General features: G+C 35.3%; 24 protein-coding genes. 4 read left to right on the forward strand and 20 right to left on the reverse strand.

Annotated features, from left to right (window positions below; all coding sequences use genetic code 11):
- Positions 1-12: 12 nt before the first annotated feature.
- Genes ACRHOC_RS09280 through ACRHOC_RS09290 form a run of 3 tightly spaced genes read right to left on the reverse strand, consistent with a single transcriptional unit; the run spans position 13 to position 2,730 of the window.
- The gene (locus ACRHOC_RS09280; protein WP_431158344.1) at positions 13-1,638 is read right to left on the reverse strand and encodes a hypothetical protein; all 1,626 of its coding nucleotides are present in this window, start codon (positions 1,636-1,638) and stop codon (positions 13-15) included.
- Between the two features lie 44 nt (positions 1,639-1,682).
- A complete protein-coding gene (locus tag ACRHOC_RS09285; RefSeq protein ID WP_431158346.1) occupies positions 1,683-2,249 on the reverse strand; it encodes a hypothetical protein in 567 nt (188 codons plus the stop codon).
- Positions 2,233-2,730: an RNA polymerase sigma factor gene (locus ACRHOC_RS09290; RefSeq protein WP_431158347.1), complete on the reverse strand. Its 498-nt coding sequence runs from the start codon at positions 2,728-2,730 to the stop codon at positions 2,233-2,235. Before ACRHOC_RS09290 ends, ACRHOC_RS09285 begins: the two co-directional genes overlap by 17 nt.
- Positions 2,731-2,961: 231 nt before the next feature.
- On the opposite strand from ACRHOC_RS09290, the gene ACRHOC_RS09295 reads away from it, so the two are divergent.
- Genes ACRHOC_RS09295 through ACRHOC_RS09305 form a run of 3 tightly spaced genes read left to right on the forward strand, consistent with a single transcriptional unit; the run spans position 2,962 to position 5,366 of the window.
- Positions 2,962-3,522 (forward strand): DUF2911 domain-containing protein, encoded by a 561-nt coding sequence (locus tag ACRHOC_RS09295; protein WP_431158348.1) that lies wholly within the window; start codon positions 2,962-2,964, stop codon positions 3,520-3,522.
- A gap of 26 nt (positions 3,523-3,548) precedes the next feature.
- A complete protein-coding gene (gene meaB, locus ACRHOC_RS09300; RefSeq protein WP_431158350.1) occupies positions 3,549-4,628 on the forward strand; it encodes a methylmalonyl Co-A mutase-associated GTPase MeaB in 1,080 nt (359 codons plus the stop codon).
- Between the two features lie 9 nt (positions 4,629-4,637).
- On the forward strand, positions 4,638-5,366 hold the full coding sequence (locus ACRHOC_RS09305; RefSeq protein ID WP_431158351.1) for a glycosyltransferase family 2 protein: 729 nt from the start codon (positions 4,638-4,640) through the stop codon (positions 5,364-5,366).
- Here ACRHOC_RS09305 and ACRHOC_RS09310 read toward each other — a convergent pair.
- From ACRHOC_RS09310 to ACRHOC_RS09350, 9 genes are all read right to left on the reverse strand, one after another.
- Positions 5,344-5,910, reverse strand: a complete 567-nt coding sequence (locus ACRHOC_RS09310) for a phosphatase PAP2 family protein (protein ID WP_431158353.1) — start codon at positions 5,908-5,910, stop codon at positions 5,344-5,346. The genes ACRHOC_RS09305 and ACRHOC_RS09310 overlap by 23 nt on opposite strands.
- Positions 5,910-6,137: a hypothetical protein gene (locus ACRHOC_RS09315; protein WP_431158354.1), complete on the reverse strand. Its 228-nt coding sequence runs from the start codon at positions 6,135-6,137 to the stop codon at positions 5,910-5,912. The genes ACRHOC_RS09310 and ACRHOC_RS09315 overlap by 1 nt, the downstream gene beginning before the upstream one ends.
- Before the next feature lies 1 nt (position 6,138).
- On the reverse strand, positions 6,139-7,521 hold the full coding sequence (locus ACRHOC_RS09320) for an MATE family efflux transporter (protein WP_431158356.1): 1,383 nt from the start codon (positions 7,519-7,521) through the stop codon (positions 6,139-6,141).
- A 49-nt stretch (positions 7,522-7,570) separates the two neighbouring features.
- A complete protein-coding gene (locus ACRHOC_RS09325; protein WP_431158357.1) occupies positions 7,571-8,074 on the reverse strand; it encodes a hypothetical protein in 504 nt (167 codons plus the stop codon).
- A 4-nt stretch (positions 8,075-8,078) separates the two neighbouring features.
- A complete protein-coding gene (locus tag ACRHOC_RS09330) occupies positions 8,079-9,020 on the reverse strand; it encodes an NAD(P)H-dependent flavin oxidoreductase (RefSeq protein WP_431158358.1) in 942 nt (313 codons plus the stop codon).
- Complete coding sequence (locus ACRHOC_RS09335) at positions 9,021-10,637, reverse strand: S8 family serine peptidase (protein ID WP_431158359.1); 1,617 nt, start codon at positions 10,635-10,637, stop codon at positions 9,021-9,023.
- A 21-nt stretch (positions 10,638-10,658) separates the two neighbouring features.
- Positions 10,659-11,846: a tRNA 2-thiouridine(34) synthase MnmA gene (gene mnmA, locus ACRHOC_RS09340; protein ID WP_431158361.1), complete on the reverse strand. Its 1,188-nt coding sequence runs from the start codon at positions 11,844-11,846 to the stop codon at positions 10,659-10,661.
- 115 nt (positions 11,847-11,961) lie between these two features.
- Positions 11,962-12,924, reverse strand: coding sequence for a DUF6438 domain-containing protein (locus ACRHOC_RS09345; protein WP_431158363.1), 963 nt, complete (start codon positions 12,922-12,924; stop codon positions 11,962-11,964).
- Between the two features lie 24 nt (positions 12,925-12,948).
- On the reverse strand, positions 12,949-13,638 hold the full coding sequence (locus ACRHOC_RS09350; RefSeq protein ID WP_431158364.1) for a toxin-antitoxin system YwqK family antitoxin: 690 nt from the start codon (positions 13,636-13,638) through the stop codon (positions 12,949-12,951).
- A gap of 69 nt (positions 13,639-13,707) precedes the next feature.
- Here ACRHOC_RS09350 and ACRHOC_RS09355 point away from each other — a divergent pair, with 69 nt between their 5' ends.
- Positions 13,708-14,706, forward strand: coding sequence for a fasciclin domain-containing protein (locus tag ACRHOC_RS09355; RefSeq protein WP_431158366.1), 999 nt, complete (start codon positions 13,708-13,710; stop codon positions 14,704-14,706).
- Positions 14,707-15,045: 339 nt separating this feature from the next.
- Here ACRHOC_RS09355 and yidC read toward each other — a convergent pair whose 3' ends face one another.
- From yidC to bshC, 8 genes are all read right to left on the reverse strand, one after another.
- Positions 15,046-16,959 carry a membrane protein insertase YidC gene (gene yidC / locus ACRHOC_RS09360; protein ID WP_431158367.1) on the reverse strand — a complete coding sequence of 638 codons (1,914 nt, stop codon included), beginning with the start codon at positions 16,957-16,959 and terminating at the stop codon, positions 15,046-15,048.
- A 92-nt stretch (positions 16,960-17,051) separates the two neighbouring features.
- The gene (locus tag ACRHOC_RS09365) at positions 17,052-18,668 is read right to left on the reverse strand and encodes a CTP synthase (RefSeq protein WP_431158369.1); all 1,617 of its coding nucleotides are present in this window, start codon (positions 18,666-18,668) and stop codon (positions 17,052-17,054) included.
- A gap of 92 nt (positions 18,669-18,760) precedes the next feature.
- Complete coding sequence (locus ACRHOC_RS09370) at positions 18,761-18,988, reverse strand: DUF3820 family protein (RefSeq protein WP_431158370.1); 228 nt, start codon at positions 18,986-18,988, stop codon at positions 18,761-18,763.
- 2 nt (positions 18,989-18,990) lie between these two features.
- Entirely contained in the window at positions 18,991-19,536 is a 546-nt protein-coding gene (locus ACRHOC_RS09375) for a DUF922 domain-containing protein (protein ID WP_431158372.1), read from the reverse strand.
- Positions 19,537-19,539: 3 nt separating this feature from the next.
- On the reverse strand, positions 19,540-19,938 hold the full coding sequence (locus ACRHOC_RS09380; protein ID WP_431158373.1) for an OsmC family protein: 399 nt from the start codon (positions 19,936-19,938) through the stop codon (positions 19,540-19,542).
- Positions 19,938-21,842 carry a PBP1 and LysM peptidoglycan-binding domain-containing protein gene (locus ACRHOC_RS09385; RefSeq protein WP_431158374.1) on the reverse strand — a complete coding sequence of 635 codons (1,905 nt, stop codon included), beginning with the start codon at positions 21,840-21,842 and terminating at the stop codon, positions 19,938-19,940. The genes ACRHOC_RS09380 and ACRHOC_RS09385 overlap by 1 nt, the downstream gene beginning before the upstream one ends.
- Positions 21,843-21,896: 54 nt before the next feature.
- Entirely contained in the window at positions 21,897-23,432 is a 1,536-nt protein-coding gene (guaA, locus tag ACRHOC_RS09390) for a glutamine-hydrolyzing GMP synthase (protein WP_431158376.1), read from the reverse strand.
- A 55-nt stretch (positions 23,433-23,487) separates the two neighbouring features.
- Positions 23,488-25,083, reverse strand: coding sequence for a bacillithiol biosynthesis cysteine-adding enzyme BshC (bshC, locus tag ACRHOC_RS09395; protein ID WP_431158378.1), 1,596 nt, complete (start codon positions 25,081-25,083; stop codon positions 23,488-23,490).
- Positions 25,084-25,201: the final 118 nt, after the last annotated feature.

Raw genomic sequence — 25,201 nt, forward strand, 5'->3', positions numbered from 1 at the left:
ACTTTTAGGGGCTTAATCTACTATAACATTGCTATATTTTGCATTTACAACAATTGTCTTATCTGTACTGCTACCTTCAGGGTAATTTCTAATGGTCTTTTGATTAGTTGGTGCATTGTTATATTTAGAACGGCTACCTTTGAAAAATAAGCTATAATTTGCATTATCTGGTAGATTCACATAGGCATCGCTATTCTCAAGAACTAAATTGAGGTTTCTAAAAGACTCGTCTAAATTAGAAATCGTTAAATCGCCAAAACTGCCATCTATGATACCAGTATTAATAAGTTTTTCAATATTGATATTTGAAGACTTTGCATTTAAGACTATATCTCCAGCATTTTTAATTTGAGCTTTATCCACATAATTTAAGTTAAGCGACCCTAAGCTCCAATTATTAATAACCACAGGAGAATAAGATACATTGATGGAGGTATCTCCTCCATCAATGTTTTCTGCCAATAAAAATGAATGTGAAATATCTCCGCTCATATTATGAATTACCGAAGACAGCTTCAATTCACCATGTCTTATGTTTGTCTTAAGTTTGGCTTTTTTAGGTATTTTGATTTTAATTACCTTTTTCACTTTACTATTACTACCTCCTTCATAGCCTCTCGCAAATAAGGTTTCACGTTTTTCTTGCATCTCTCTATTACGTTCTTGCATCTTCGCTTGACGCTCTGCCATTTGCGATGCACGCTCAGCATATCGTTCTGCGATAGCAGCTTCGCGCTCGGCCAATCTAGCTTGTCGTTCAGCATCACGCTCAATTCTTTCCGCTTTACGCTCCCATTCTCTAGCAAACCTTTCGCCCCATTCTTCCATCTCTTTAGCCCACTCTTCGCTAAATTTCTCACCAAATTCTTCTCCCCATTTCTCCATGTCCTTACCATATTTCTCTCCGAATTTCTCACCCCATTTTTCCATTTCTTTGGCCCATTTCTTATCAAAACGCATTCCGTACTCTTCTCCCCATTTTTCCATTTTTTCTTGATAACCAGAATCTGCAAACTCTTTGGCCCATTTTTCCATCTTCTCGCGTAATTCCTTTCCACCTTCTTTTTCATAACGATTACTCCATTCTTCTAAATACTTCTCGCCTTCCTTTTGATATTTATCGTAATCAAACTTAATGGTTGTAATCCCACTTGGTAATTCAGGAAGTTCTGGCATTTCTGGTAACTCAGGCATTTCTGGTAATTCTGGCATCTCAGGTAGTTCACCTAGCTCTGGCATATTAGGTAATACAAGAATTTCTGGCATTTCTGGAATATCAGCGAGTTTAAATTCTAGGTCTCTTAATAAATCAGCATAATCAGCTTCACCAAATAAGCCGACAGTTCTTCCTACTGCAGATGAGATTGTAACTCTGTCATTTGATCCATCAATTTGTAAATTCCAAGCTTCTAAGGCGCGCTGTAAATCGTCACCTGACAGAACACTACTCTCTATATATGCCTCAACTTCAACGATATCTCTATTCCAGGTATCTATTTCAATTTCAACATAGTTGGTATTAAGATCAACTACCACATCCTTATCTACTTTGATAGACTGTGACGTCTTACTTAATTTGTTTTGTGCAAAACCAATACTGGTAATAAGGCACAACATTAAAACTCTAATTGCATTCATGATTTTTTAATTTAACTGTTCGTTTTTTGATTTTATTTAATTGATTATATACTCTCTTGTACAAATGCATCCTCACTGTACTCACTTAGCTTATCTTTTAATCGCATAACCAGGTTAAGTCTAAACTTAAGATTAGCAATTAAGGCATCTAAGGTTTCAGCATTCGGTCCATTTTCATTTAATTCTTCTGTTAGTTTATCGTATTCTTCATTTAATTCCTTTAGGCGCTCTATATAGCCATCTACTAGATCCTTATTGGCTGGTGTAAGTTGAACCTTTGAAAGTTCTAAGTTGATACTGGCCAAATAATAATCCTCAACCTTTTTTAAATCTGGTGACACATCACCTAAAGTTTTAATACTATTAACTACAGTATTATCTTCTGGAATATTAGGATCAGTTTGATTAGACATTGTAAACACGCCATAACTTAATCCTAACAGTAGTACAACACTTGCAGCAATATTTAAGAAATTGAAATAACTGGCTTTCTTTTTTACAGGTAAGGCCTCATCCAAACGTTCTAGAAAACGTGCCTCATGACCTTTAGACATTCTTATCTCTTTGTTTCCTTCTTCCTCTTTAAATAAATTCCTAAGATCTTGTGCCATTTTTCTCTGTTTTTAGTGCAACTTGTAATTTTTGTTTTCCTCGCGATAGTTGCGTTCTTGAGGCGACTTCAGAAATATTCAAAATTTCTGAAATTTCTTGATGATCATAGCCTTCTATCAAGTATAACATCACAACATATCTATACTTCTCTGGCAATTGCTCTATCGCTAATTTCACCGCGTCTATCGTAATATCATCCTCAACCAACCACTCTGTTTCATAATCTGAATCAACAACATTAAGATGATTCTCTTCTAATTCAATTAAGCGTTGTCGTTTAGATTTTAATACATCAATACATCGGTTTACTACAATACGTTTCAACCAGGCCCCAAAACTTACTTCAGCTTTGTATTGATCTAACTTTGAAAACGCTCTTATAAATGCCTCTTGAACAATATCTTCCGCTTCCATAGTGTCTCCAACAAATCGTAGGGCTACTGTAAGCATACCATTACAGTACTGATTGTACAATTGCATTTGAGCTTGCCTATCATTCTGTTTGCATTTTTCAACAATATGAATCTGAAACGTGCTAATTTTTTATTGGTTTTTGGTTGATTTCACATTAAAGACGACACAAAAAATTAAGTGTTGCAAAAAATTTCAAAAAAAATTGAAATTATAAGATTTGCTTAAAATTCAGCGTTACTATCTTATAAAGTTATGGAATTGAATTATCTTTAACTCACTATTAAACACATGCAATTAATGAACAGTTTCCTCAAGCGCCTGCTTATCATTTTGGCCATTGTTGCCAGTGCATTATTATTATATTCCGTTTTTGTAGAAAATATTTTTTCTCCTCGTCTTAGTCCTAAGGATATTGCTAAAATTGAATTGAACGATTTAAACCTTAAAGTAGAATATAATAGACCCTCAAAACGTGAACGTGAAATATTCGGTGCCCTAGTACCATACGATAAAGTTTGGCGTACAGGTGCTAATGAAGCAACAACCTTTAAAACCAATAAAGATCTCAATGTTGGTGGTATGCGTCTAACGAAGGGAAAATATACAGTATGGACAGTTCCGAAAGAAAGCACTTGGAAGGTCATGTTTAATACAAGACAATATGAATGGGGTGTTAATGAGAAAATGGAGCCAATGTGGGATCCTAATTATGATGCTGTGGAATTGGAAACGTCTGTAAAACAGCTTGAAGAAACGGTCGAAAAATTTACGATTGCTTTCGATAACACCACAGGGAACCTGAAACTCACCATGGCCTGGGATAGAACTTTGATTGAGATTCCTATTAAAGCGTATTGACAATAAAGTCGTAACTTTAAGCTATTGTGTCCAAAAAAGACCCTAAATATAAATCTGCATTGCAAGAACAAGAAGGTATTACACCTCCAAAAGTTCTTAATATCCACTCGGTAAAATCCATAAAAGCTAAGCGTTCAAAGCAACCATCAACTTCTGATTTAGTAAACGGTATTACAAATGGTGATATCACCGCATTGAGTAGAGCAATTACCTTAGTAGAAAGCACTAATACCTCTCATAATAAAAAGGCTAATGAAGTCATTACAGCTTGTTTACCATATGCTAATAATTCGGTAAGAATTGGCATAACAGGAGTACCTGGTGTTGGTAAAAGCACATTTATTGAAGCTTTTGGTAGTCACTTAACTAAGTTAGGAAAAAAAATTGCAGTACTTGCTGTAGACCCAAGTAGTACTTTGAGTAAAGGCAGTATTTTAGGTGATAAAACACGGATGGAAGATTTGGTAAAAAATCAAAATGCGTATATACGACCTTCCCCTTCTGGGAATTCACTCGGTGGAGTTGCTAGAAAAACTCGTGAGACTATTATTCTCTGTGAAGCAGCGGGATTTGATACTATAATGATTGAAACCGTAGGTGTAGGTCAAAGTGAAACTGCTGTACACAGTATGGTGGACTTTTTTCTATTGCTAAAGCTCGCTGGTGCTGGTGACGAATTACAAGGCATAAAACGTGGCATTATAGAAATGGCTGATGCCATTGTTATAAATAAAGCAGATGGTGATAATCTGAGAGCAGCCAAATCTGCTAAAGTAGAATTTAATAGAGCATTACATTTATATCCTGAAAAGGAATCTGGTTGGTTACCAAAAGTATCACTATGCAGTGCCTTAAAACATACAGGTATTGAAGAGGTTTGGGAAATGATAACCAAATACATCACTGCGACTAAAGACAATCATTATTTTAATCAAAATCGAAATAACCAGAATAAATTTTGGTTACTCCAAACCATTGAAGAACGTTTAAAATCTAACTTCTATAATTCTGAAAGAATTAAAACTGAACTCAAACAACAATTACAACTTGTTGAAGCTGGTAAAACAACACCATTTGTTGCCGCAGAGTATCTGCTAAGCCTTTAATCTATTTTAATGAAATCTGAATTCACCATTGTAGTTCCTGTGTTTAATGAGGAGGACAATATATTTCGTTTAGAAAAAGAGTTATCTAATTATATTAAAATAGCAACTAAAAAAACTACTGTTCTTTTCGTGAATGATGGTTCTACCGATGAGAGCTTGGCCCTCATTAAAATTATTTGCGAACGAAATAAAAGCTTTCAACACATTACTTTTAGTTCCAATAAAGGACTTAGTACCGCACTAATGGCTGGTTTTGATTACGTAACAAGTCCTCTTGTAGGATATATAGATGCTGACCTACAAACAACTCCCAAAGATTTTGAATTGCTTTTAACGCATAGCGACCACTATGAACTCGTAATGGGAGAAAGGATTAATAGACAAGATTCTCAATTAAAAAAATCAGCTTCAAAAATTGCCAATTTTATACGTCGTCTGTTTACCAATGATGGTGTGAACGACACAGGTTGTCCATTAAAAATATTTAAAACAACTAACGCTAAAGAGATGCCGTTTTTTAAAGGCTACCATAGATTTTTTCCTGCTATGATTCAATTGCAGAATGGAAAAGTAAAACAAGTCCCTATTCATCATTTTCCCAGAAAAGCAGGAACATCTAAATATGGTATTAGCAAGCGACTCATTGGTACACCAATAGATTGTTTTATATACTTATGGATAAAGCGAAAGTATATGCGAATTCAAGTTGAAGAATCTACGTCAAATAACGTTTTATGAGATATTGAGACAACCTGTAGAATAAAAATCCTGATAAAGCACCAAAGGCCATACCACAGATAATATCTAATGGATAATGCACACCGACATAGATGCGACTATAGGCCACCACAAAACTCCAAAAAAGTAGAATAAAAATCAACCTTCTAAAATAAGGTCGTAAAACTAAACCTCCAAAAACCGCGGCTGCCATAGAATTAGAAGAATGTCCAGAAAAGAAACCATATTTTCCACAACGCTCAGCGACAAAACGGGTAAGGTCTGAAACACCATCAGCTCTACATGGTCTAGTGCGCATAAAACCATCTTTAAATACATTGGTAATCTGGTCCGTGAATGTAATCATTGCCGCAATAACCAAAACCATTAATAATAATGGTTTCCAACCAAACTTTTTAAATATTAAAAATAGTAAGAAAGCATAAAGAGGAATAAACGTCAGCTTATTGGTAATAACCAGCCAAAGTCCATCCCAAGTTTCATTACCTAAATTATTCAGGTAAAGAAAAAGTGATTTATCAAGTTCTATTAATTGATCTATCATTAGTCTTCGTAACGTTGCACTTCTCTATCGTAGAATTCAGTAGCCTGCCTAATATAGTTTTCAGTTTCAGTTTCGAGCTCCTTTTGGTCTTGTGGATCAAACTCTTCGAACCATTCTACCTCATCATTTTCTAGATTAATGATAAACCTAGGAAACTCAGTATGGATAATATATATAGCATCCGGATGATCCGTATTGTCTCCTAAAATAAACTTTGGTAATTCCATATTAGTTATTGTCTTGTTGCAAAATTAAAAGCTTTGTAAGATAATTAAACCTCAAATACAATAAAATTGCAGCTGATGTTAAGCCAGCTAGAAGTCCCATCCAAATTCCTAGACTTCCATAAGCCTCTTCCTTTCCTAAGAAATAACTAATTGGGAAACCTACCACCCAATAGGCAATAAAAGTTATAAGTGTAGGAATCTTTACATCTTGTAAACCTCTTAGTGCACCAAGCACAATGACCTGAATACTATCACTAATTTGAAAAACAGCTGCAGCCAATAATAAGGTCGAAGCTATTTCTATGACTTCATTAATATCTCCAATCTCTGTAGCATCATCTAAATTAACATAAAGGTGTGGTAAATAATCATGAAACAGGACAAAACAAATCGCGAAGATGACTGCGAAGATAGTTCCAACAAAGAAAATAGATTCAGCAATGCGTCTTAAATTAATATAGTCCTTAAGTCCTTTTTGATTTCCAACACGAATCATAGAAGCTACACTTAAGCCCATTGCCACCATAAAGGTCATAGAAGCTAAATTAAGTGCTATTTGATTTGCCGCTTGGGCATTTTTTCCCAATATTCCCGAAAGCCAAATGGCAACCGTAAAAACGGCTACTTCGAAGAACATTTGCATGGCAGATGGCAAGCCAAGATTAATGAGTTTTTTAATCGGCTGGCTACTCAATTTAAAGAACTTTATATTGGTAACATATTGACTTGATTTGTCGCGCTTTGCAAGTAACCACCATAAAAAGAAGAGCATGACAAATCGCGAAACTAAAGTCCCCACTGCAGCACCAACTATACCAAGTTGAGGAAAACCAAATTTCCCAAATATGAGCACATAGTTAATTGCCACATTCAAGATATTAGCTAATAATGTGGCATACATTGGATACTTAGTTAATGATAAACCATCACTAAACTGTTTAAAGGCCTGAAATACAATTAAAGGCACTAATGAAAATGCCACTAAATCTAGATAAGGTATGGCAAGAACCACCACTTCCTCTGGTTGATCCATCGCAGTCATTAATGGTTTGGCTAATAATAGCAATAGAAATAAAATGATTCCCATTACTGTGCAAAGAAAAAAACCATGCTTAAATACGGATTTACCCTTAGTAAAGTTTTTCTCAGTATCTGCCTCAGCAACTAAAGGTGTGATGGCTGTAGAAAACCCAATGCCAAGGGACATAGCTATGAAAATAAAACTATTTCCCAAGGAGACAGCGGCAAGTTCGGCAGCTCCAAGCTGACCAACCATGACGTTATCAATAAAACTCACAAAGGTATGGCCTAACATCCCAAGAATTACAGGAGAGGCCAACCTTAAATTATATTTAAACTCTTTGGTATAGTTGCTCAAAACCATAGCGCAAAAGTAGTGGTTTTGAATTCGGATTGAAGCAAAACTTCAAATATTATCTCCCAATAAAATTAACCAATTGTTGATGTAATAAATTAATTGGTTGACTAATACCATTTAAATAAGCTCTATACTTTCTAATAAGTTTTCCTTTTTTAAAATACTGGCTGGTATCTTTAAAGTTGAAGGGTTTCCAACCCATATCATATTTGCTATTCAGCTTTAAGTCTATCTCCGTTGGTTCAAATGTATAGTGATTCTCCCTAAAACTAAGTCTAATGGTATATCTAACATTAAAATATTGCTTATCAAGACTTACTGCATTGCCCTTTGATGCTGTAAAAAGAATCATCTCATTTTCTAAAGAGTCTAAGACTTTGATTTTGTGCGTTTCAGAATTATCCTTAATCCATTTCAAAGATTTACTATATACAGAAATGTTTTGAAACTCCATAGAAATAGTAGTTGGATTAAGTCCTTGATCTGTAAAAACGAATTGTTCCTGACAGAATACTGTACTACTCGCGAGAAGGTAAAAACAAACAAAAAACTTCTTCATCCTCTTATAAATTGGATACCTTAAGCTTTGAATCCTCAAACTCCTTCAACATATCCTTTACAATAGAAGCTACAGGCTTTATATCATGAATTAAACCTGAGATTTGACCTATTTCTAATTCACCATCATCTAGGTCACCTTCAAACATACCACGTTTGGCACGCGCACGTCCAAGTAGTTCTTTTAATTGCTCTGGTGTTGGTGCTGTTTTATAGAGTTCTTGGACTTCATTATAGAATTTATTCTTAATTAAGCGTACTGGTGCTAACTCTTTTAAGGTTAATTGCGTATCGCCTTCTTTGGCATCAACAACAACTTTTTTAAAGTCGATATGAGCCGAAGATTCTTCACTTGCCACAAAACGACTTCCAACTTGTACACCATCTGCACCTAAAACCATACAAGCCAACATAGCACTTCCTGTTGCAATGCCTCCAGCAGCGATTAATGGAATATTGAGCTGTTCCTTAACCATTGGGATTAAAGTTAACGTCGTGGTCTCATCGCGTCCATTATGACCACCTGCTTCAAAACCTTCAGCAACCACAGCATCAACACCAGCATCTTGTGCTTTTAGTGCAAATTTTACACTACTTACCACATGTACAACCGTAATGCCTTTGTCTTGTAACCACTTGGTCCAGGTTTTTGGATTTCCGGCAGAGGTAAATACAATCTTCACCTCTTCCTCAACAATGATGTCCATAATCTCTACGATATTCGGATAGAGCATTGGCACATTAACACCAAAGGGTTTGTCAGTCGCTTTTTTACACTTTTGAATGTGTTCTCTTAATACATTTGGATACATAGATCCTGCACCAATAAGTCCAAGAATACCTGCATTACTCGCAGCAGATGCTAAGCGCCATCCACTGTTCCAAATCATTCCTGCTTGAATGATTGGGTGTTCTATATTAAAAAGTTCGGTTATTCGGTTTGACATTTAATCTTTTAATATTTTGTACGTCTTTGAAGTAGCTTCAAAACTTAGTACCAAAATAAAGATTCCTGTTGATAATTGCGAGACATTAACGGTATTATAATCTGAAGATACCGTTCCTGAGAATATACGTTGTCCCACTTGATTATATATTTCTACCTCAGCCTCTATTACTTCATTGGGAAATTGAATTTTTAATTCATCCTTTACTGGATTTGGATAAACATAGAACTCTGGGCGCAATCGTTCATTTGTACTTAGTGCAATATTCTTAGCTAACTCTAAATCTGGAATACCATATCCCAAGAAATCATCTGGAGTACTGAACTGAGAAGCAGATTGTCTTACATAATCCATAACTTCAGTATGCGAGGCATCTGGTATGGCTTGCCACAATGAAGCGATGCCACCACATAAAATTGGACTGCTAAAGGATGTTCCGTTATTCTGAATAATGTTGTTATTCTGATCGATTACATAAGCCGCTCCTCCTCGTGCTACAACATCTGGTTTTTGATAACCTACTTGTGCAGGCCCACCTTGACTACTAAATGATACATAATTTCCATCTGCGTTAACAGCACCTACTGACAGGACATCTGGTGAGTCTCCTGGAGAGCCTACCGTTTGCCACGAAGAAGCTCCCGAATTTCCTGCGCTCACAACAACTAGAATTCCCTTTTCTACAGCTACAGAAGCGCCTTTCGACACAAAGGTCACTTGGCCATTCATATCTGCAGGTGTATAATTGTAATTACTATTATCAAAAACTCGATAGCCTAATGAGGTGTTTATCATATCTACGCCAAGACTGTCTGCACGTTCTGCAGCTTCTACCCAATAACTCTCTTCAACAGGATTTTCGCTTGAAACGTCTTCTGTAATAAACAGATAGTAGGATGCGTCTGGTGCTGTACCAACAAATTGATCTTGAATAAAACCAGCCATATCACTTAATACGCGTGTACCATGTGAACTGGCCGTATTGGCATAAACATCAGTATTTCTTGTTACAAAATCATAACCATTTAATAAATCACCATTATCACGCAGGCGCTGAAAGGCTCCCATAGTATTAACATTTGGGAAACCAGAATCCATAACTGCAATAGTAATACCTTCACCAGTATAATCATCCACATGTAAATTATCTACATTGATCATTTGGACCTGGTTTTGGGTATTACCATAGTTAAACACAACCTGTTGTTCAAAATTGTCATATTTGTCTTGCTCATGAAATTCTCGGGAGCCAGAATTAAGACTCTTATCCGCAAAATCAATAGAATCAACATAAGTTAAAGCATCAAGTGCATTAATATCTGCCTCAGTTCCTCTTACATGTACAGTATTAAACCACTTAGACTTTGCCATAACTGTAATACCAGTTTGTGTTTTTAAATCGGCAATATAGGATTCATTAACAGGCACATCGCGTTCATCAATAACAATATTGAATTGTGCCTTGCGATCAATGGCCTTTTGCGTTAAAATTGAAATAGGATTCGCTAATGAGGATGCAACATTAGCTTTGTCTGTTAAATAAATCCAAGCATCTTGTTGGGCTGTTGCTGTTATTGTAAACTGGAGCAATAAAAGCATGCATATTAATCTAAACATAGCTTTTTATTTTATTGCAAGTTAAGAAATTACACCAGAACCAACTAATTCATCCTCAATGTACCATGCAACGAACTGGCCTTCTGTAATGGCAGATTGTTTATTCTTAAACTCCACATATAAACCAGATTGTACTTTGTGTAAAGTGGCTTCCTCTAGTGGTTGTCTATATCTTATTCGAGCTTTTACAGCCATTGTTTCACCTTCCTTCAATGCTAAATCTTCACGAATCCAATGCAATTCATCATTGGTTACAAATAATACATTTCGTAACAAGCCAGGATGGTTTTTGCCTTGACCAGTATAAATGATATTCTCATCAACATCGGTTTCAATTACAAATAGTGGTTCTTTGGTACCACCGACTGCCAATCCTTTACGCTGCCCTTTTGTAAAATAATGTGCACCTTGATGCTTACCTACTACTCTTCCATCATTAAGAGTGTACGAAGGTTTTGTAGAGAGAAACGCTAATTCGTTTTCCTTAGACTCAAATTGTGGTGCAGTTTGCTGATAGGTATCTAAAGAGGCATCTACCTCAACAATTACACCTTCCTTTGGTTTTAATTGTTGCTGTAAAAATTCTGGTAAACGTACCTTACCAATAAAGCACAGCCCTTGAGAGTCTTTCTTCTCTGCGGTAATTAGATTTTGTGCTTTTGCAATTTCTCTTACCTGTGGTTTAGTTAACTCACCAATTGGAAATAAGGCTTTCGCAAGTTGCGCCTGTGATAATTGGCATAAGAAATAAGATTGATCTTTATTACCATCAACACCAGATAGTAATTGATAAACAGTTTCTCCATTCTTTTCAACAGAACCTTTACGGCAGTAGTGACCTGTAGCTACATAATCTGCACCAAGCTCCATCGCAATATCCATGAAGACATCAAATTTTATTTCTCGGTTACAAAGCACATCAGGATTTGGCGTACGACCTCTTTCGTATTCATTGAACATATAATCCACAATACGTTCCTTGTATTGAACACTTAGATCTACAGTCTGAAAAGGAATTCCCAATTTATCTGCCACCAACATGGCATCATTGCTATCTTCTAACCAAGGACATTCGTCTGAAATAGTCACAGAGTCGTCGTGCCAGTTTTTCATAAACAACCCAATAACCTCATAGCCTTGCTCCTTTAATAAATAGGCCGCAACGCTAGAATCTACTCCACCAGAAAGTCCAACTATAACACGTTTCATAACTCCTTTGTCTCGAAAATCGAGGCAAAATTACAAATAAAAAAAGCAATCTTAACCAGATTGCTATACCTAAATACTATGGGAATAATAGCTATTAATTATGGCAAACAAAGGTCTAAATACGTTGCCAATCTTGATTAAAACGTAAGGCCAATAATTTTTCATATAATAACATTAAGCCTCTTGTGCCCTGCATACCATAATCTTGAATGAATTTTAATGAACCGTCAGCGAATGTGACCTTTATTTTTATGGTCTGATCGTCTGTCCAGCCGACACGATAATTTGATTCTAAATCTTTTATATTTAGCTCATTCATCATTTGAACAATTGCATTAAAATCTGAAGGCTTTAGTTCAGTTTCAAATTGCCCTTCTTCTTCATCACTACCACGTTGTTGACTGAAGTTAAAATACTTTGCATGGAACTTTGACTTACCAGAAGGCAAAATAGTCATATCAAATACTGGGCATGTCCCAAAACAACCTGCAGTCCCAAACTCAATTTTTGAAATCTGATAGTCAGCTGGCTCATCTTGATATTCAATAAAATTTCCATCCTTATAAACCAAAACGGACTTAACAAAATCTTCATTGACTAGACTCAAACTTTTCTGATACACCTCAATTAGTTGCTTTCCATTTTTTGTTATCAATTGTGTGTAAACTGGAAACTGTATAAAAGAATTAGAAGGTGTTAAGGATAATACCTTATAATTTTCATCACCTTGATCTAATATTGCCAAAGCACTAAAAGAAAAGTTTACTGAACCTGTAATGACCAAATCGATTAAACCATTACCATCAAAATCGGCTTTTAAATAATCTTTCTTGGGTATTAATGAATCCAACTTTGCTTTTAGAGGTGATGATGCTAATTCCTCACTTTTATAAACGTGTGGAGACATGCACATAAACTGCTTTAAAGCTTCATCAGCATTTGTTACGAATTTCCGCAGTTCATTAAGATTAGATATACTATCTATTTTTGTAATTGGACTGTTCTTTAGATTTATGTTTTTTTTGGCACAAGAATGCAAAAAAATAATACAGCAGAATAAAGACAGTAGATATTTCATTAATTGTATCTAAGATAAACGCTATTAATTTGCGCCGTGATCTTTTTCTTTTGAAAGTACACCATCTTTATAATATTTCCAAACACCTGTTTTTTGATCTCCTTTATAATAGCCCTCTGAAACTTTGTTGCCTTTACCATCATAATTAATGACCAAACCGTTTCGTTCACCATTTAAATAGGTAATAGTTCTTATATTTTGTTTGGCTTTGGTAAACCATTTAGCTACACCATTTAGCTTATCATTCTTATAATTGGTGTCTTCAGCTACGTTTCCATTTTCATAATATACAATCCGCTTACCATCCAATAAGCCTTCATCGTTATAATGCTCTTCAATCATTAATTGATTTGAATTCTTATGATAATAAAGCCATTTCCCGATAAATTTCTTTTTATCCATTTTACCTGTACTCACGACTTTACCATCCGAGGTAAAGAATGTTACTTCAGCAATATTATTGAACTCATTAAATACCTTTGTTGCACTTAAGACGCTCTTGCCATCTTTAAGTTTATAATACTTAAACGTACCTATCTCCTTACCATTCTTAAAATTACCCTCGTATCGTTTTTGATCCGTACCTTCGTAGTTTTTAGCCCATAAACCGTGACGTTCACCGTTATTATCGAACTGATTAACCGAGTTTTGAGCCAGGCAGGTTGTTAAAATTAATGTTAAAAATAATCCTGATAATATTTTTTGTTTAATCATTTTCTATTTTTGTTAAACAAATGTAATAAACGTTTGTGCAATGTTGAACAATTTTAAAAACTCAAAAAAATGAAATTTATTTCAAAAACTTTCAAATTACTACCAGTATTATTCTTGGTTTTTGGTCTTACTGCATGTAGTGATGATGATGACAACAACGATGGTCCAGTTGCAATGGACACAACGGTAATCGATGTAGCTTTAGAAAACAATTTAACTTCTTTAGCCGCTGCATTAGAGGCAACAGGTTTAGTGAGCACTTTACAAGGTCCTGGACCATTTACAGTATTTGCACCTACAAATGAAGCGTTTACGACTTTCTTAAACGCAGCTGGTGTAGATTTAAACAACATGACTGCTGATGAAGAAGCTTTAGTAACTAACATTTTATTAAACCATGTAATAGTTGGAAGTAATTTAATGGCAGCTGATTTAGTTAATGCTGGTTCTGGTTACACCAACACTGCAGCTACGGGTCCTAATGGCGAAAACTTAAGTTTGTATTTCTCAACATCTAACGGTGTTATGATTAATGGTGTTTCTACGGTTTCTAATCCAGATAGAACAGCAACAAACGGTACAATTCATATTGTAGATACGGTAATCGATTTACCAACTATTGCAACTTTCGCAACATCAAACCCAGCATTATCAATTTTAGTAGATGCCTTAGCTTATGCTGACACAGGGTCTCCAACTGTACCTTACATCGCTACAGTATCAGATAACACTGCTGGTCCATTCACAGTATTTGCACCTGCCAACGACGCATTCGTTGCTTTATTAGCAGAATTAGAAATAGATGCTTTAACAGACTTAGATACAGACACAGTAAATGCGGTTTTATTATACCACATTGTTGGTGCGAACGTACAATCTGATGAATTAACTACAGGAGCTGTTGCTACTTTAGGTGGTTCTATCGAAGCAGACACAAGTAACTTTACACTTACAGATCAGAATGGTCGTGTGAGTAACATTATTACGTCTTTAGTTGACGTACAGTCTATCAACGGTGTTGTACACGTAATTGATAGAGTAATTCTACCTCCTCCAGCGGTAGATTAATTATAGGAAAGTCGAGGCTGATTACCTCATTTTTATATTGATTGATTTAGTTAGTAGTAAAACCCGGACGCTTGTCCGGGTTTGCTTGTTTATATAGTTATGTCTTTCATTTATTAATCCCTCACTAGTTATCTATGGATAGTTTAAGTAACTCTGCAAACTTAGGGTAGTTGTGAGCACTTAAAAAAGCTTAGAATAATTAAACTATGAAGCTATTTAGACTTTTAAAGAAGATAAATAACAGAGTGCTTAACGTGGCAATCTGAATACGCATATCAAAGAAAGTTTACGCATAAAAAAAGCCTTGATTTACAAGGCTTATCTATAATTCTTTTTGACTTAGCGCTTCTTATTACGCTTCTGTTGTACTTGCTTTTGTTGTTCTGCCTGCTCCATCATCTCTTTCATCTTTCTTTGGAATCTGTTCTCCTTCTTTGGCTTGCTTTTGCTTACCTCAATCTTAGCTAGAACTTTTTCTTCGTCTATGATGTAGTTTTTAATCACTATCATAATACCAATACTAATTAAATTAGATATAAAGTAGTATAAACTTAATCCAGAAGCATAGTTATTAAAGAATACCAACATTAACAGTGGTGAGAAATAAATCATGTACTTCATCATCTTACTCATATCTGGCATACCTTCTTGCGGTGGTGCCTGTGTTGCCATTTGTTGCCCAGTTGTCATTTTCATGTATACAAAAATGGCAAGGGCTGCTAATATTGGAAATAAACTCACGTGATCTCCATAGAACGGTATATTAAACGGTAATTCGAAAATCGAATCATAAGAACTTAAATCATCAGCCCAAAGAAAACTCTTTTGGCGAAGATCAAAGGCAGTTGGGAAGAACATAAATAAGGCATAGAATACAGGTATTTGCATTAAACCTGGTAGACACCCACTTAATGGACTTGCTCCAGCTTTACTTTGCAAGGCCATAGTCTCCTGTTGTGCCTTTAATTTATTATCCTTATACTTTTGTCTTATGGCGTCTAGCTCTGGCTTTAAAATCTTCATTTTTGCCTGAGATAAGAATTGCTTGTACTGTACAAAAGATAATAGAATCTTTACTAGGATAGTCATAACAATAATCGCAATACCGTAAGGCAAGAAGCCACTTAACCATCCAAATAATGGTATAAATAACGCCTTATTTATCCAGCCAAAAATGCCCCAACCAAATGGTATACTTTCTTCAAGGCTCTTACCATATTGTTTTAATACCTTACTATCTGTTGGCCCATAATACAACCCTAAATTTTCATTTAATTCTCCGCCCTTAAAAGCTAACGGCATCTTTGCGGTGTACTTTTTAGTAAATAAGGTATCTACTTCTTCATCTTCAACCAAATCAGTTGATGTTATAGCTACGTCATTAAATGTATTATCACCAGAAACTAATATGGAACTAAAGAAGTGTTGTCTGTAAGATAACCAAGATACATCGTTAACAGTTTCATCATCATCTCCCATCTGTTTTAACTTATCTACCTTCTCTCCATCATGCATATAAGTTAAACGCGTATATCTGTTTTCGTAACTGATGCTTTTATCGTGTCGAAATGCCTTTTGTCTCCAATCGAGGTTTATAGGTTGTGAAGTATTAAAAACACCATTTAAACCTTGCGAGCGAATGGTGAAATCTATCATATAATCATTAGGTTTCAGCTCATAGCGATATTCTAAAAATGCTTGTTCTGAAACTTTTAACTTCATAGATACCACAGTATTCTCTCCACTTTTAACAACCGATGGCTGAAATGGTAGGTCTTGTGTGTTAAAAATTCGATTGTCGGTTGTGCCAAATGAAATGTTGAAACTACTATTCTGGTCCTTAACCATGTAAATAGGAACAGAATCAAAGTCTACAAAATTCTTAAGCTTTACCTCTTCTAAATGACCACCTGTGTTATTAAACTTAAGTTTAAGGACATCTGTCTCTACTTCCGTTGTACTAGAGTTAGAGGGTTGTGAAAGTGCATATGAAAATGCACCTAACTTATTTTGAAGTGCTGCGCGTTGTACTGAATCTAAACTTTGAGTATTCGAATAATCCTCTGCCGTAGTTACAAGCGTTTCATTTTGCTTACTTGCTTTTTGTTCAGCCTCTACTTTTTCTTGCTCAGCTTGTTTCTGTGCCTCTATCTCTTCTGGAGAAGGCTGATTTTGATACATGATGTATAACAAGATTCCGAATATTAATACGAATCCTATTATTGAATTAATATCTAATTTCTTTTCTTCCATATTTAAAGCCGTATTTACGGTCTACTTGATTAGTTAAATAGAATTACCCAAAAAGCTATCCAAATTTTACTTTCCGCCAAAGTGGCAGTGGGTTACTTCTTATTTTTATATTGTAATGATGCGTTAACAAATGCTACAAACAAAGGATGTGGATTTGCTACTGTACTCTTATATTCTGGATGATACTGCACACCAACAAACCAATTATGATCTGGTATTTCGACGATTTCCACTAGTCCTGTTTCTGGGTTGTAACCAGTGGCTTTCATCCCTGAACGTTCGATTTGTTCTTTATAATCATTGTTAAATTCAAATCTGTGACGATGGCGTTCTTTTATAAGATCCTTATTATAAACATTATATGCAATACTTTCCTTTTCTAATGCACAATCCCAGGCACCTAAACGCATGGTACCTCCTTTATTTACAACATCTTTCTGTGATTCCATTAAATCTATAACAGGATGTGTGGCATTCTCGTCAACCTCCACAGAATTTGCATCTTTAATGCCTACAACATTTCTTGCAAACTCAATTACTGCCATCTGCATACCTAAGCAAATACCTAAAAAAGGAATGTTGTTTTCGCGTACATAATTTACAGCTTCGATTTTACCCTCCAAGCCACGTTCACCAAAACCTGGAGCTACTAAAACACCATCTAAGTGCTGTAACTTAAACTCAATATTTTCTGGAGTCAGATACTCTGAATGAATTGACTCTACCTTTACTTTAACTTCGTTTTCGGCACCTGCATGTATGAAAGCTTCTAATATAGATTTATAAGAATCTTGTAATTCTACATATTTACCAATTAACCCAATGGTAACCTCACTCTTTGGATTCTTATGACGTTTAAGAAACTCATTCCATCGAGTTAAGTCTGGTGTATCACTCTTAAGGTTTAACTTTTCGAGCACAACCTTATCTAACCCTTCCTTGAGCATAAGATTTGGTACATCATATATTGTAGACGCATCAATCGACTGAATAACCGCTTCCTTTTTCACATTACAAAAACGTGCTAATTTAGCTTTGATACTATCTCTTAATTCGTGTTCTGTACGACAAACTAAAATATCTGCATGCACTCCACTTTCCATCAAGGTTTTTACGCTATGCTGGGTAGGTTTTGTCTTTAATTCACCAGCGGCAGACAAATAAGGAATTAATGTTAGGTGAATGACTAATGCATTGTTATCACCAAGTTCCCACTGTAACTGGCGAACCGATTCAACATAAGGTAAGGATTCTATATCACCTACCGTTCCGCCAATTTCTGTAATCACAATGTCATAATCTCCAGAGTTTCCTAAGATTTGAATTCTATGTTTAATTTCATCAGTAATATGAGGGATCACCTGTACCGTTTTACCAAGAAATTCACCACGTCGTTCTTTATCTATAACACTTTGGTATATTCTACCTGTTGTTACATTATTTGCTTGTGAAGTTGGTACATTTAAGAAGCGTTCATAATGACCTAAATCCAAATCAGTCTCAGCACCATCATCTGTTACGTAACATTCACCATGTTCGTAAGGATTTAATGTCCCAGGGTCAATATTAATGTAAGGGTCTAGTTTTTGGATGGTTGTTCTATAGCCTTGTGCTTGAAGTAGTTTGGCCAGAGAGGCAGCGATAATGCCTTTTCCTAAGGAAGAAGACACACCACCAGTTACAAAAATATACTTAGGGTTTGTGGTCATGTTACGTCTTTAAACGCAGGCAAATTTACAAAATAAAACGAGTATTTAGGGATTTGTTGAAGGTTTGTTTATATGTTTTAAATCTCTTCATTTTAGCGTGGAAAATCCTGTTTTATTTTACGAATTATCTCATCTAAACCATTGATTTTTATATCGTGCATTTGGGTCATCATGACACCAAGCTTACCCTGTGGGAATCCTTTTTGCTTAAACCACGTAAAATAGTACTCTGGAATATCTATTAAATAGGAACCCTTATACTTACCAAAGGGCATCTTGTAATGTGCAAGTTCTATTAGTGCATTCTTATCACCTTCCAATTCTAAATGGACTTAAATTCTTCTAGTTTGAGTAATTCTTCAGCAATTAATTGTTGCCATTGTAATTGAACTTCAGTATTTATAGAGTGTGAACTTTGTTCATCATAGCGCTTTTGAGTCTCATCTAATTCTGCATTAATAGCTTCATGGATGGCTTTCATTTGCTTTCTTATATTTTGATTAATCCTTAATTGAGACAAGCGTTGTCTAAAAAGGCGCGTATAAAGTTCCGTAATATCGAAATGTAGTTGCTCATGCCCAAGGATATAGTCGTCTGCCCTTTCTTTATCATACCATGATTTGTTAGGATAGAAATGAGCCTCAACTGTAGTACTGTAATTCACTATTCTCGATCCTGAGGTTGAAACTGAAAATCCAAATGTGATACCAGAGGCTGTTAAGGCTACTGCGTCCGAATTTGGATTGACTTCTCCTTTAAAATCAGCCCAATTAAGTTTACGAGATTCACTCCATGATATGGTTTCTTCCTCTTGATTTTGTCCCAAAAAGAGCAATAATAAACAAATCACAAAATGTTTTAGTTGCATGTATTACCAGTTAAATGTGATATCCTTTTCGATATCAGGATGCAAACTGTAGTGCACAGGACATGTATTGGCTGTGTGCTCCAAAATTTTTCGAGTCTTATCATCAGTCTCAAATGAGAAATTGATAGCAACTTCAATCTTAGAAATACGCCTTGGGTTACTTGCCATTGTTTTTGTTACCTCAGCTGTTGTTCCAGACATATCAATGCCCATATCACGTGCTTTAATTCCCATAACGGTTAGCATACAACTTGCTAACCCAGTGGCTACAGTATCTGTAGGAGAAAACGCCTCGCCTTTACCATTATTGTCCGTCGGTGCGTCTGTAATAAAGGAATTATTTGATTTTATATGCGTACTCTCGGTTCTTAAATCACCGAGATATTCTACTTTTGATGTCATTATTCTGCTTTTACTATAGTTAGATCCTGATATTTTACAACATAGAGCGCCTCATTGACATAACCGCCGAACATGGCTTTATTATATCTAAACTTATTCTCTATATATTCTGTTTCAATATCATCAGTTGAGCCTTCATATAAATCCTCCGCAGAAGCTAATCGCAGCAATAAATCTAACGTCACATCAAAACCTCGAGAAGCATATTTACTTGGTGATACACCGTATGTTCTTTTATAGTTTTTCACAAAGCTTGAATTACTTTGATCTTCAAAATTTTTATTTACCGAAGGATAATGAAAATTGAGATTTGACAAATGATAATTATCAATATTCTTTCCTTCGAACGCTCGGTTTTTATCTAAAGTCACCAATATTATTTGCTCTTCTTCATTTGTTAATCCATTAAGTAAACTAATTATACTCGATGCAAATGCATTGTTTTCAGTTTCCAAAAATACAATAGTTCTACCTTTAGGGAATACCTCCTCTAAATCGGTCGGGTCAATAAAGAATCCATCTTTTCCTGTCTTAATATTTTTTCGTGAGTAAATCAATTTGGCTCCAGGAAACTCACTGCGTAGCATTTCGCTCGTTGCCGTTTTTGATAAATCTGAAATAATAACAACTTTTTGCTTTAAACTATCTGCCTTAACATAATTAATCATAGCTTTCCTTAAGAGTTCATCTTCAGGAATAGTTTGAAAAACATTTGAGTAGACTTCTTCTGGTTTGTTCATGGCCGCAACTACTGGAACTCCGTCGCGTCTTAACGTCGTAGCAACACGATCGAAGCACTCAGCTTTCATAGGACCAATAACAGCATCATAATCTTCAAAACTATTACCTTCTAAAATGTTTCTAGTTTTAGAAATTTGAAATTGAGTATCAAAAACTTTCAAATCGGTTGAAATACCTAATTGCTTGGCAGAATCTAAGGCCATTAATGCACCCGCATGAAAATCCAAAACCACAGACAATAGCCTGCTGTTTTTTATCATTTCTTTAGTTTCTGTTATGGAATCCACATCGACTCTATTTAGTCGATATGGTAGCATTAAAGCAATCTTTTTAGTCTTAAAATTGGAAAGATTAGAATGTAGAGCGGTTGTTTCTACACGACTCAACTCGGCCTCAGCATCTAGTTGTGCTGGTAATTTCAATACCATACCAGCCTTTAAACCGCTTTCCTTTAATTCAGGATTTAATGCTTCTAATTCTTCTTGCGATAAGCCTGTTTTTATTTTGAGCCTGTAAAATCCTTCTTTCGGTAATACTTCATAATAGTTATAATCTTCTTCGACAAGCTTCTCTTCGTTATCTGAGATATTTGGTACATTTAACTCATCACCTGGTTGAAGTACATCTTTCATATTAGGATTCAAATCCTCTAATTCGTCTACGGTAATCCCGAATTTATAGGCTATTCGCCATTTACCCTCTTTTGGCTGTACCACATACTTTTTAATAGTGTTACTAAAGGATTTCTTATATATAACAGTTTTAAACTTAGGGATTCTAAGTTTATCCCCTTTCTTCAGATTTTCAGAATATAGAAAGCGATTGGCCTTTTTTATTTCCTCAATTGAAACATCGTATTTCTGAGATAGACTAAAAAGTGTCTCCTTACGCTTTACTTTATGATTTTTATAGCCAACTAGTTCTCGTGTCTCCTCTTTTTGAGGCTCATTCTTAACTTTAGAATTTGGAATGATCAATACACTATTTGGCTTCAACCGTGCCTTTAAATCTGGATTTAAAGCATAAATATCAAATGGTGTAACCAAATACTGCTTTGCAATACTTTCAATAGTTTCACCTTTCAGTACCTTATGGGTCTTATAATTCTGACCAAAAACACTAAGCGTAAAAACTAATAGTAAGAGGGATATAAATTTCTTCATAATATACTTGTGACTATATGATATTAGAGACATATTTGAACCAAAGGTCACAAACTATTCCCATTCTATCGTCGCAGGTGGTTTTGAGCTTATGTCATATACAACTCTATTAACACCTTTCACTTTATTTATTATTTCATTAGAAGTTTTTTGTAAAAACTCATAAGGTAAATTCACCCAATCCGCAGTCATACCGTCCGTACTTTCAACTGCTCTTAATGCCACACACTTTTCATAGGTTCGCTCATCTCCCATAACACCAACACTATTGACTGGTAATAGCATGGCACCTGCTTGCCAAACCTTGTCGTATAAATTCCAAGAACGTAGGTTATTAATGAAAATTGCATCTACCTCTTGTAATATACGTACTTTCTCAGCCGTTAGATCTCCAAGAATACGAATTGCTAATCCTGGACCTGGAAATGGATGTCTACCAAGCAAATGAGAATCCATATTCATAGAAGCTCCAACTCGTCTTACCTCATCTTTGAACAAGGATTTTAAAGGTTCAACAACTTTTAGCTTCATAAAATCAGGTAAACCGCCAACGTTATGGTGACTCTTTATTGTGGCACTTGGTCCTCCCGTTGCCGAAACACTTTCTATCACATCTGGATAGATAGTGCCTTGCGCTAACCATTTTACATCTTTTATACGATGAGCTTCATCATCAAAAACTTCAATGAACACGCGACCAATTATCTTTCTTTTTTCTTCTGGGTCGCTCTTACCAGCTAGGGCATCCAAAAAACGTGCCGAAGCATCAACACCTTTAACATTAAGGCCCATATCCGCATATTGATGCAAGACATCTTCAAATTCGTTTTTACGCAACAATCCATTATTTACAAAAATGCAGTATAAGTTTTCACCAATGGCCTTATGCAATAGCATTGCGGCTACAGACGAATCTACACCTCCAGAAAGACCAAGAACCACCTTATCATCTCCGAGTTGCGCCTTAAGATCTTCTACGGTTTCATCCACAAAGGCATTTGGTGTCCAATCTTGATTTACTTTTGCTATTTTGACTAGAAAATTATGAAGTAATTGATGACCGTCAGTAGAATGATAAACCTCAGGATGAAATTGAATGGCATAAGTATCCTCGCCTTCAATTTTATAAGCCGCATTTTCAACATCGTGAGTACTGGCAAGTAAAACACCATTGGTTGGTAATTTCTTAATCGTATCACTATGGCTCATCCATACTTGACTGTCTTCATGAATATTCTCAAAGAAATCTTCGCCTGGTTTAATGTAGGCTAATTTTGCTCTTCCATATTCTCGAGTACTCGATTCTGCTACTTGTCCACCTGAAAAATGTGCCAAATACTGTGCACCGTAACACACAGCTAATATTGGCTTTTTTCCTCTTATTTGAGATAAGTCTGGATGTAAGGCATCTTCTGATCTTACAGAGACTGGACTTCCTGAAAGTACGACCGCATTATAGGTGTCTATAGCTTCAGGAATTTTATTAAAAGGATGGATTTCGCAGTAGATGTTTAACTCTCTCACACGGCGCGCAATTAACTGAGTGTATTGCGATCCGAAATCTAAAATAAGGACTTTATTATGTTGCATGTGCAAAAGTAACAATTGCAACTAAAAATTAAAGAGCTGAAAAACAAAAATTACCTCAAATTGTTAACACCGTAAATTTGCCTTTTAAGGGCTCTAAAGTCTTAAATAATTCTGGAATTAATTCTTCACCATACTCAAGATACAATTCTGAAAAATTCAGGTTACGCTCTTGAAGACTTTGACTTGGAAATAGCTGTTCTTGCAGTTCCGTACAACGCTCTATCTGATCTTTTAGTTTGCGTTTTTGGGCTTTCAACAGTCGTTTCTCTAGATGTTTTAATCCCTTTATTTGCTTAACCTCCTGCGCTTTAACTGCTCCTAAGAAGGACTTATCAGTCTCTTCTGCTACACCATGAAGGGCCTCAAACTGATTTTCTAAGTGCTTAATTTGTTCTGAAAAATCAATTTCTATATTAGAGATTATTCTAACACGCTTGTTAATGAATGTATTCCTTTTTAAAAATAAGTCCTTGTCTACAATGCCGAGCTTACGCAGCTTATCTGACTGTTTTTGAGTTTTAACCAACACCGAATTTCTTAATAAAAGCATTGGAAAGGTCACCCTGTTTGCTTCAAAATTAGATTTCAACTGCAACCAATATATCATTTCTCCACCTCCACCAATGTAGCATAGATTAGGCAGAATAACTTCTTGATACAAGGGTCGTAATATCACATTAGGTGAAAAACACTCTGGGTTATTTTGTAAGGAGGCTTTTAACTCTGACTCAGTCCAACGCATATCAGTATTCATCACAGAGAATATACCTTCCTCATTAATGATACGTTCGCGTATCCCATTTTTAATGTAGAACAAATTTATTTCCCTTGGATTCACCTGAATCTTAAGATTTAATCTTTCTAAATCTAAATTGGTCTTGGAGACATTATTATAAGCTGTTTCATCTAATAGTTCTGCCTCCATCTGTTGAATAAATAATCGCTTTAATTCAGAATTGTCTGCATCAATAATTACTAGACCGTATTCTCCAAATAAAGCATTTGCCAAATAACGCGTAGCATCAGCTAAATTGGTGTGTCCTAAATAGGCTTCTTTAAACCAATGCTTAAGTTGATCCGCTTTTTTTCCCTGACCAAATTCTGCAGAAACCACCTCAAAAACCTCATCTAAACCCTCAGTGCTAAATTGGCCCACTGCGCCAGTTTGATTACTATTCCATTGAAGCTTCTTACCCTTATAATTAAAATAGTTTATCTCATCAAAATCGTGATCTTCTGAAGCCATCCAATAAACAGGAACAAAGTTATATTCTGGATAAGTTTTCGATAAATCATTACTCAGCTTTATTGCCGAAATAATCTTGTATAAAAAGTATAATGGACCTGTGAATAAATTTAATTGATGCCCTGTTGTTACTGTGAATGTGTCATCACTTGCAAGTGACTGAATATTATGCTTTGTTAAGTCAGAAATATCAGAATTTGAATACTGATCTTTTAAAGTTTCAACTAAGATTTTACGATGAGATGCTTTGTAACTACTCTGCTTTTCCTTTATTTGTGTTTCAAAATTCTCTTTACTAGGAAAGCGATTGTAAAAGTCTGCCAACTCTGGTCTTTCTTCCAAATAATCACAAATAAATTTAGAGAAATAACCAGTTTCTCTAAAAGGAATATAGTTAGTTGGCATAGGATTAGTAATTATGCTGTAAATATAAGCTTCTTCAAATTTGCAACTGCTAATTTTTAGTTAATTCAAATTATCATGCAAAAAATATGAGATACAGTCTTTATATTTACTAGTTATC

It is taken from the genome of Winogradskyella poriferorum, assembly GCF_050618035.1.
Classification (GTDB): domain Bacteria; phylum Bacteroidota; class Bacteroidia; order Flavobacteriales; family Flavobacteriaceae; genus Winogradskyella; species Winogradskyella poriferorum_A.

Excerpts from the sequence above, each read along its gene's own strand:
- ACRHOC_RS09280 (WP_431158344.1), bottom strand. The coding sequence starts at position 1,638 with ATGAATGCAATTAGAGTTTTAATGTTGTGCCTTATTACCAGTATTGGT.
- ACRHOC_RS09285 (WP_431158346.1), bottom strand. The coding sequence starts at position 2,249 with ATGGCACAAGATCTTAGGAATTTATTTAAAGAGGAAGAAGGAAACAAA.
- ACRHOC_RS09290 (WP_431158347.1), bottom strand. The coding sequence starts at position 2,730 with ATGCAATTGTACAATCAGTACTGTAATGGTATGCTTACAGTAGCCCTA.
- ACRHOC_RS09295 (WP_431158348.1), top strand. The coding sequence starts at position 2,962 with ATGAACAGTTTCCTCAAGCGCCTGCTTATCATTTTGGCCATTGTTGCC.
- ACRHOC_RS09305 (WP_431158351.1), top strand. The coding sequence starts at position 4,638 with ATGAAATCTGAATTCACCATTGTAGTTCCTGTGTTTAATGAGGAGGAC.
- ACRHOC_RS09310 (WP_431158353.1), bottom strand. The coding sequence starts at position 5,910 with ATGATAGATCAATTAATAGAACTTGATAAATCACTTTTTCTTTACCTG.
- ACRHOC_RS09315 (WP_431158354.1), bottom strand. The coding sequence starts at position 6,137 with ATGGAATTACCAAAGTTTATTTTAGGAGACAATACGGATCATCCGGAT.
- ACRHOC_RS09320 (WP_431158356.1), bottom strand. The coding sequence starts at position 7,521 with ATGGTTTTGAGCAACTATACCAAAGAGTTTAAATATAATTTAAGGTTG.
- ACRHOC_RS09325 (WP_431158357.1), bottom strand. The coding sequence starts at position 8,074 with ATGAAGAAGTTTTTTGTTTGTTTTTACCTTCTCGCGAGTAGTACAGTA.
- ACRHOC_RS09330 (WP_431158358.1), bottom strand. The coding sequence starts at position 9,020 with ATGTCAAACCGAATAACCGAACTTTTTAATATAGAACACCCAATCATT.
- ACRHOC_RS09335 (WP_431158359.1), bottom strand. The coding sequence starts at position 10,637 with ATGTTTAGATTAATATGCATGCTTTTATTGCTCCAGTTTACAATAACA.
- mnmA (WP_431158361.1), bottom strand. The coding sequence starts at position 11,846 with ATGAAACGTGTTATAGTTGGACTTTCTGGTGGAGTAGATTCTAGCGTT.
- ACRHOC_RS09345 (WP_431158363.1), bottom strand. The coding sequence starts at position 12,924 with ATGAAATATCTACTGTCTTTATTCTGCTGTATTATTTTTTTGCATTCT.
- ACRHOC_RS09350 (WP_431158364.1), bottom strand. The coding sequence starts at position 13,638 with ATGATTAAACAAAAAATATTATCAGGATTATTTTTAACATTAATTTTA.
- ACRHOC_RS09355 (WP_431158366.1), top strand. The coding sequence starts at position 13,708 with ATGAAATTTATTTCAAAAACTTTCAAATTACTACCAGTATTATTCTTG.
- yidC (WP_431158367.1), bottom strand. The coding sequence starts at position 16,959 with ATGGAAGAAAAGAAATTAGATATTAATTCAATAATAGGATTCGTATTA.
- ACRHOC_RS09365 (WP_431158369.1), bottom strand. The coding sequence starts at position 18,668 with ATGACCACAAACCCTAAGTATATTTTTGTAACTGGTGGTGTGTCTTCT.
- ACRHOC_RS09375 (WP_431158372.1), bottom strand. The coding sequence starts at position 19,536 with ATGCAACTAAAACATTTTGTGATTTGTTTATTATTGCTCTTTTTGGGA.
- ACRHOC_RS09380 (WP_431158373.1), bottom strand. The coding sequence starts at position 19,938 with ATGACATCAAAAGTAGAATATCTCGGTGATTTAAGAACCGAGAGTACG.
- ACRHOC_RS09385 (WP_431158374.1), bottom strand. The coding sequence starts at position 21,842 with ATGAAGAAATTTATATCCCTCTTACTATTAGTTTTTACGCTTAGTGTT.
- guaA (WP_431158376.1), bottom strand. The coding sequence starts at position 23,432 with ATGCAACATAATAAAGTCCTTATTTTAGATTTCGGATCGCAATACACT.
- bshC (WP_431158378.1), bottom strand. The coding sequence starts at position 25,083 with ATGCCAACTAACTATATTCCTTTTAGAGAAACTGGTTATTTCTCTAAA.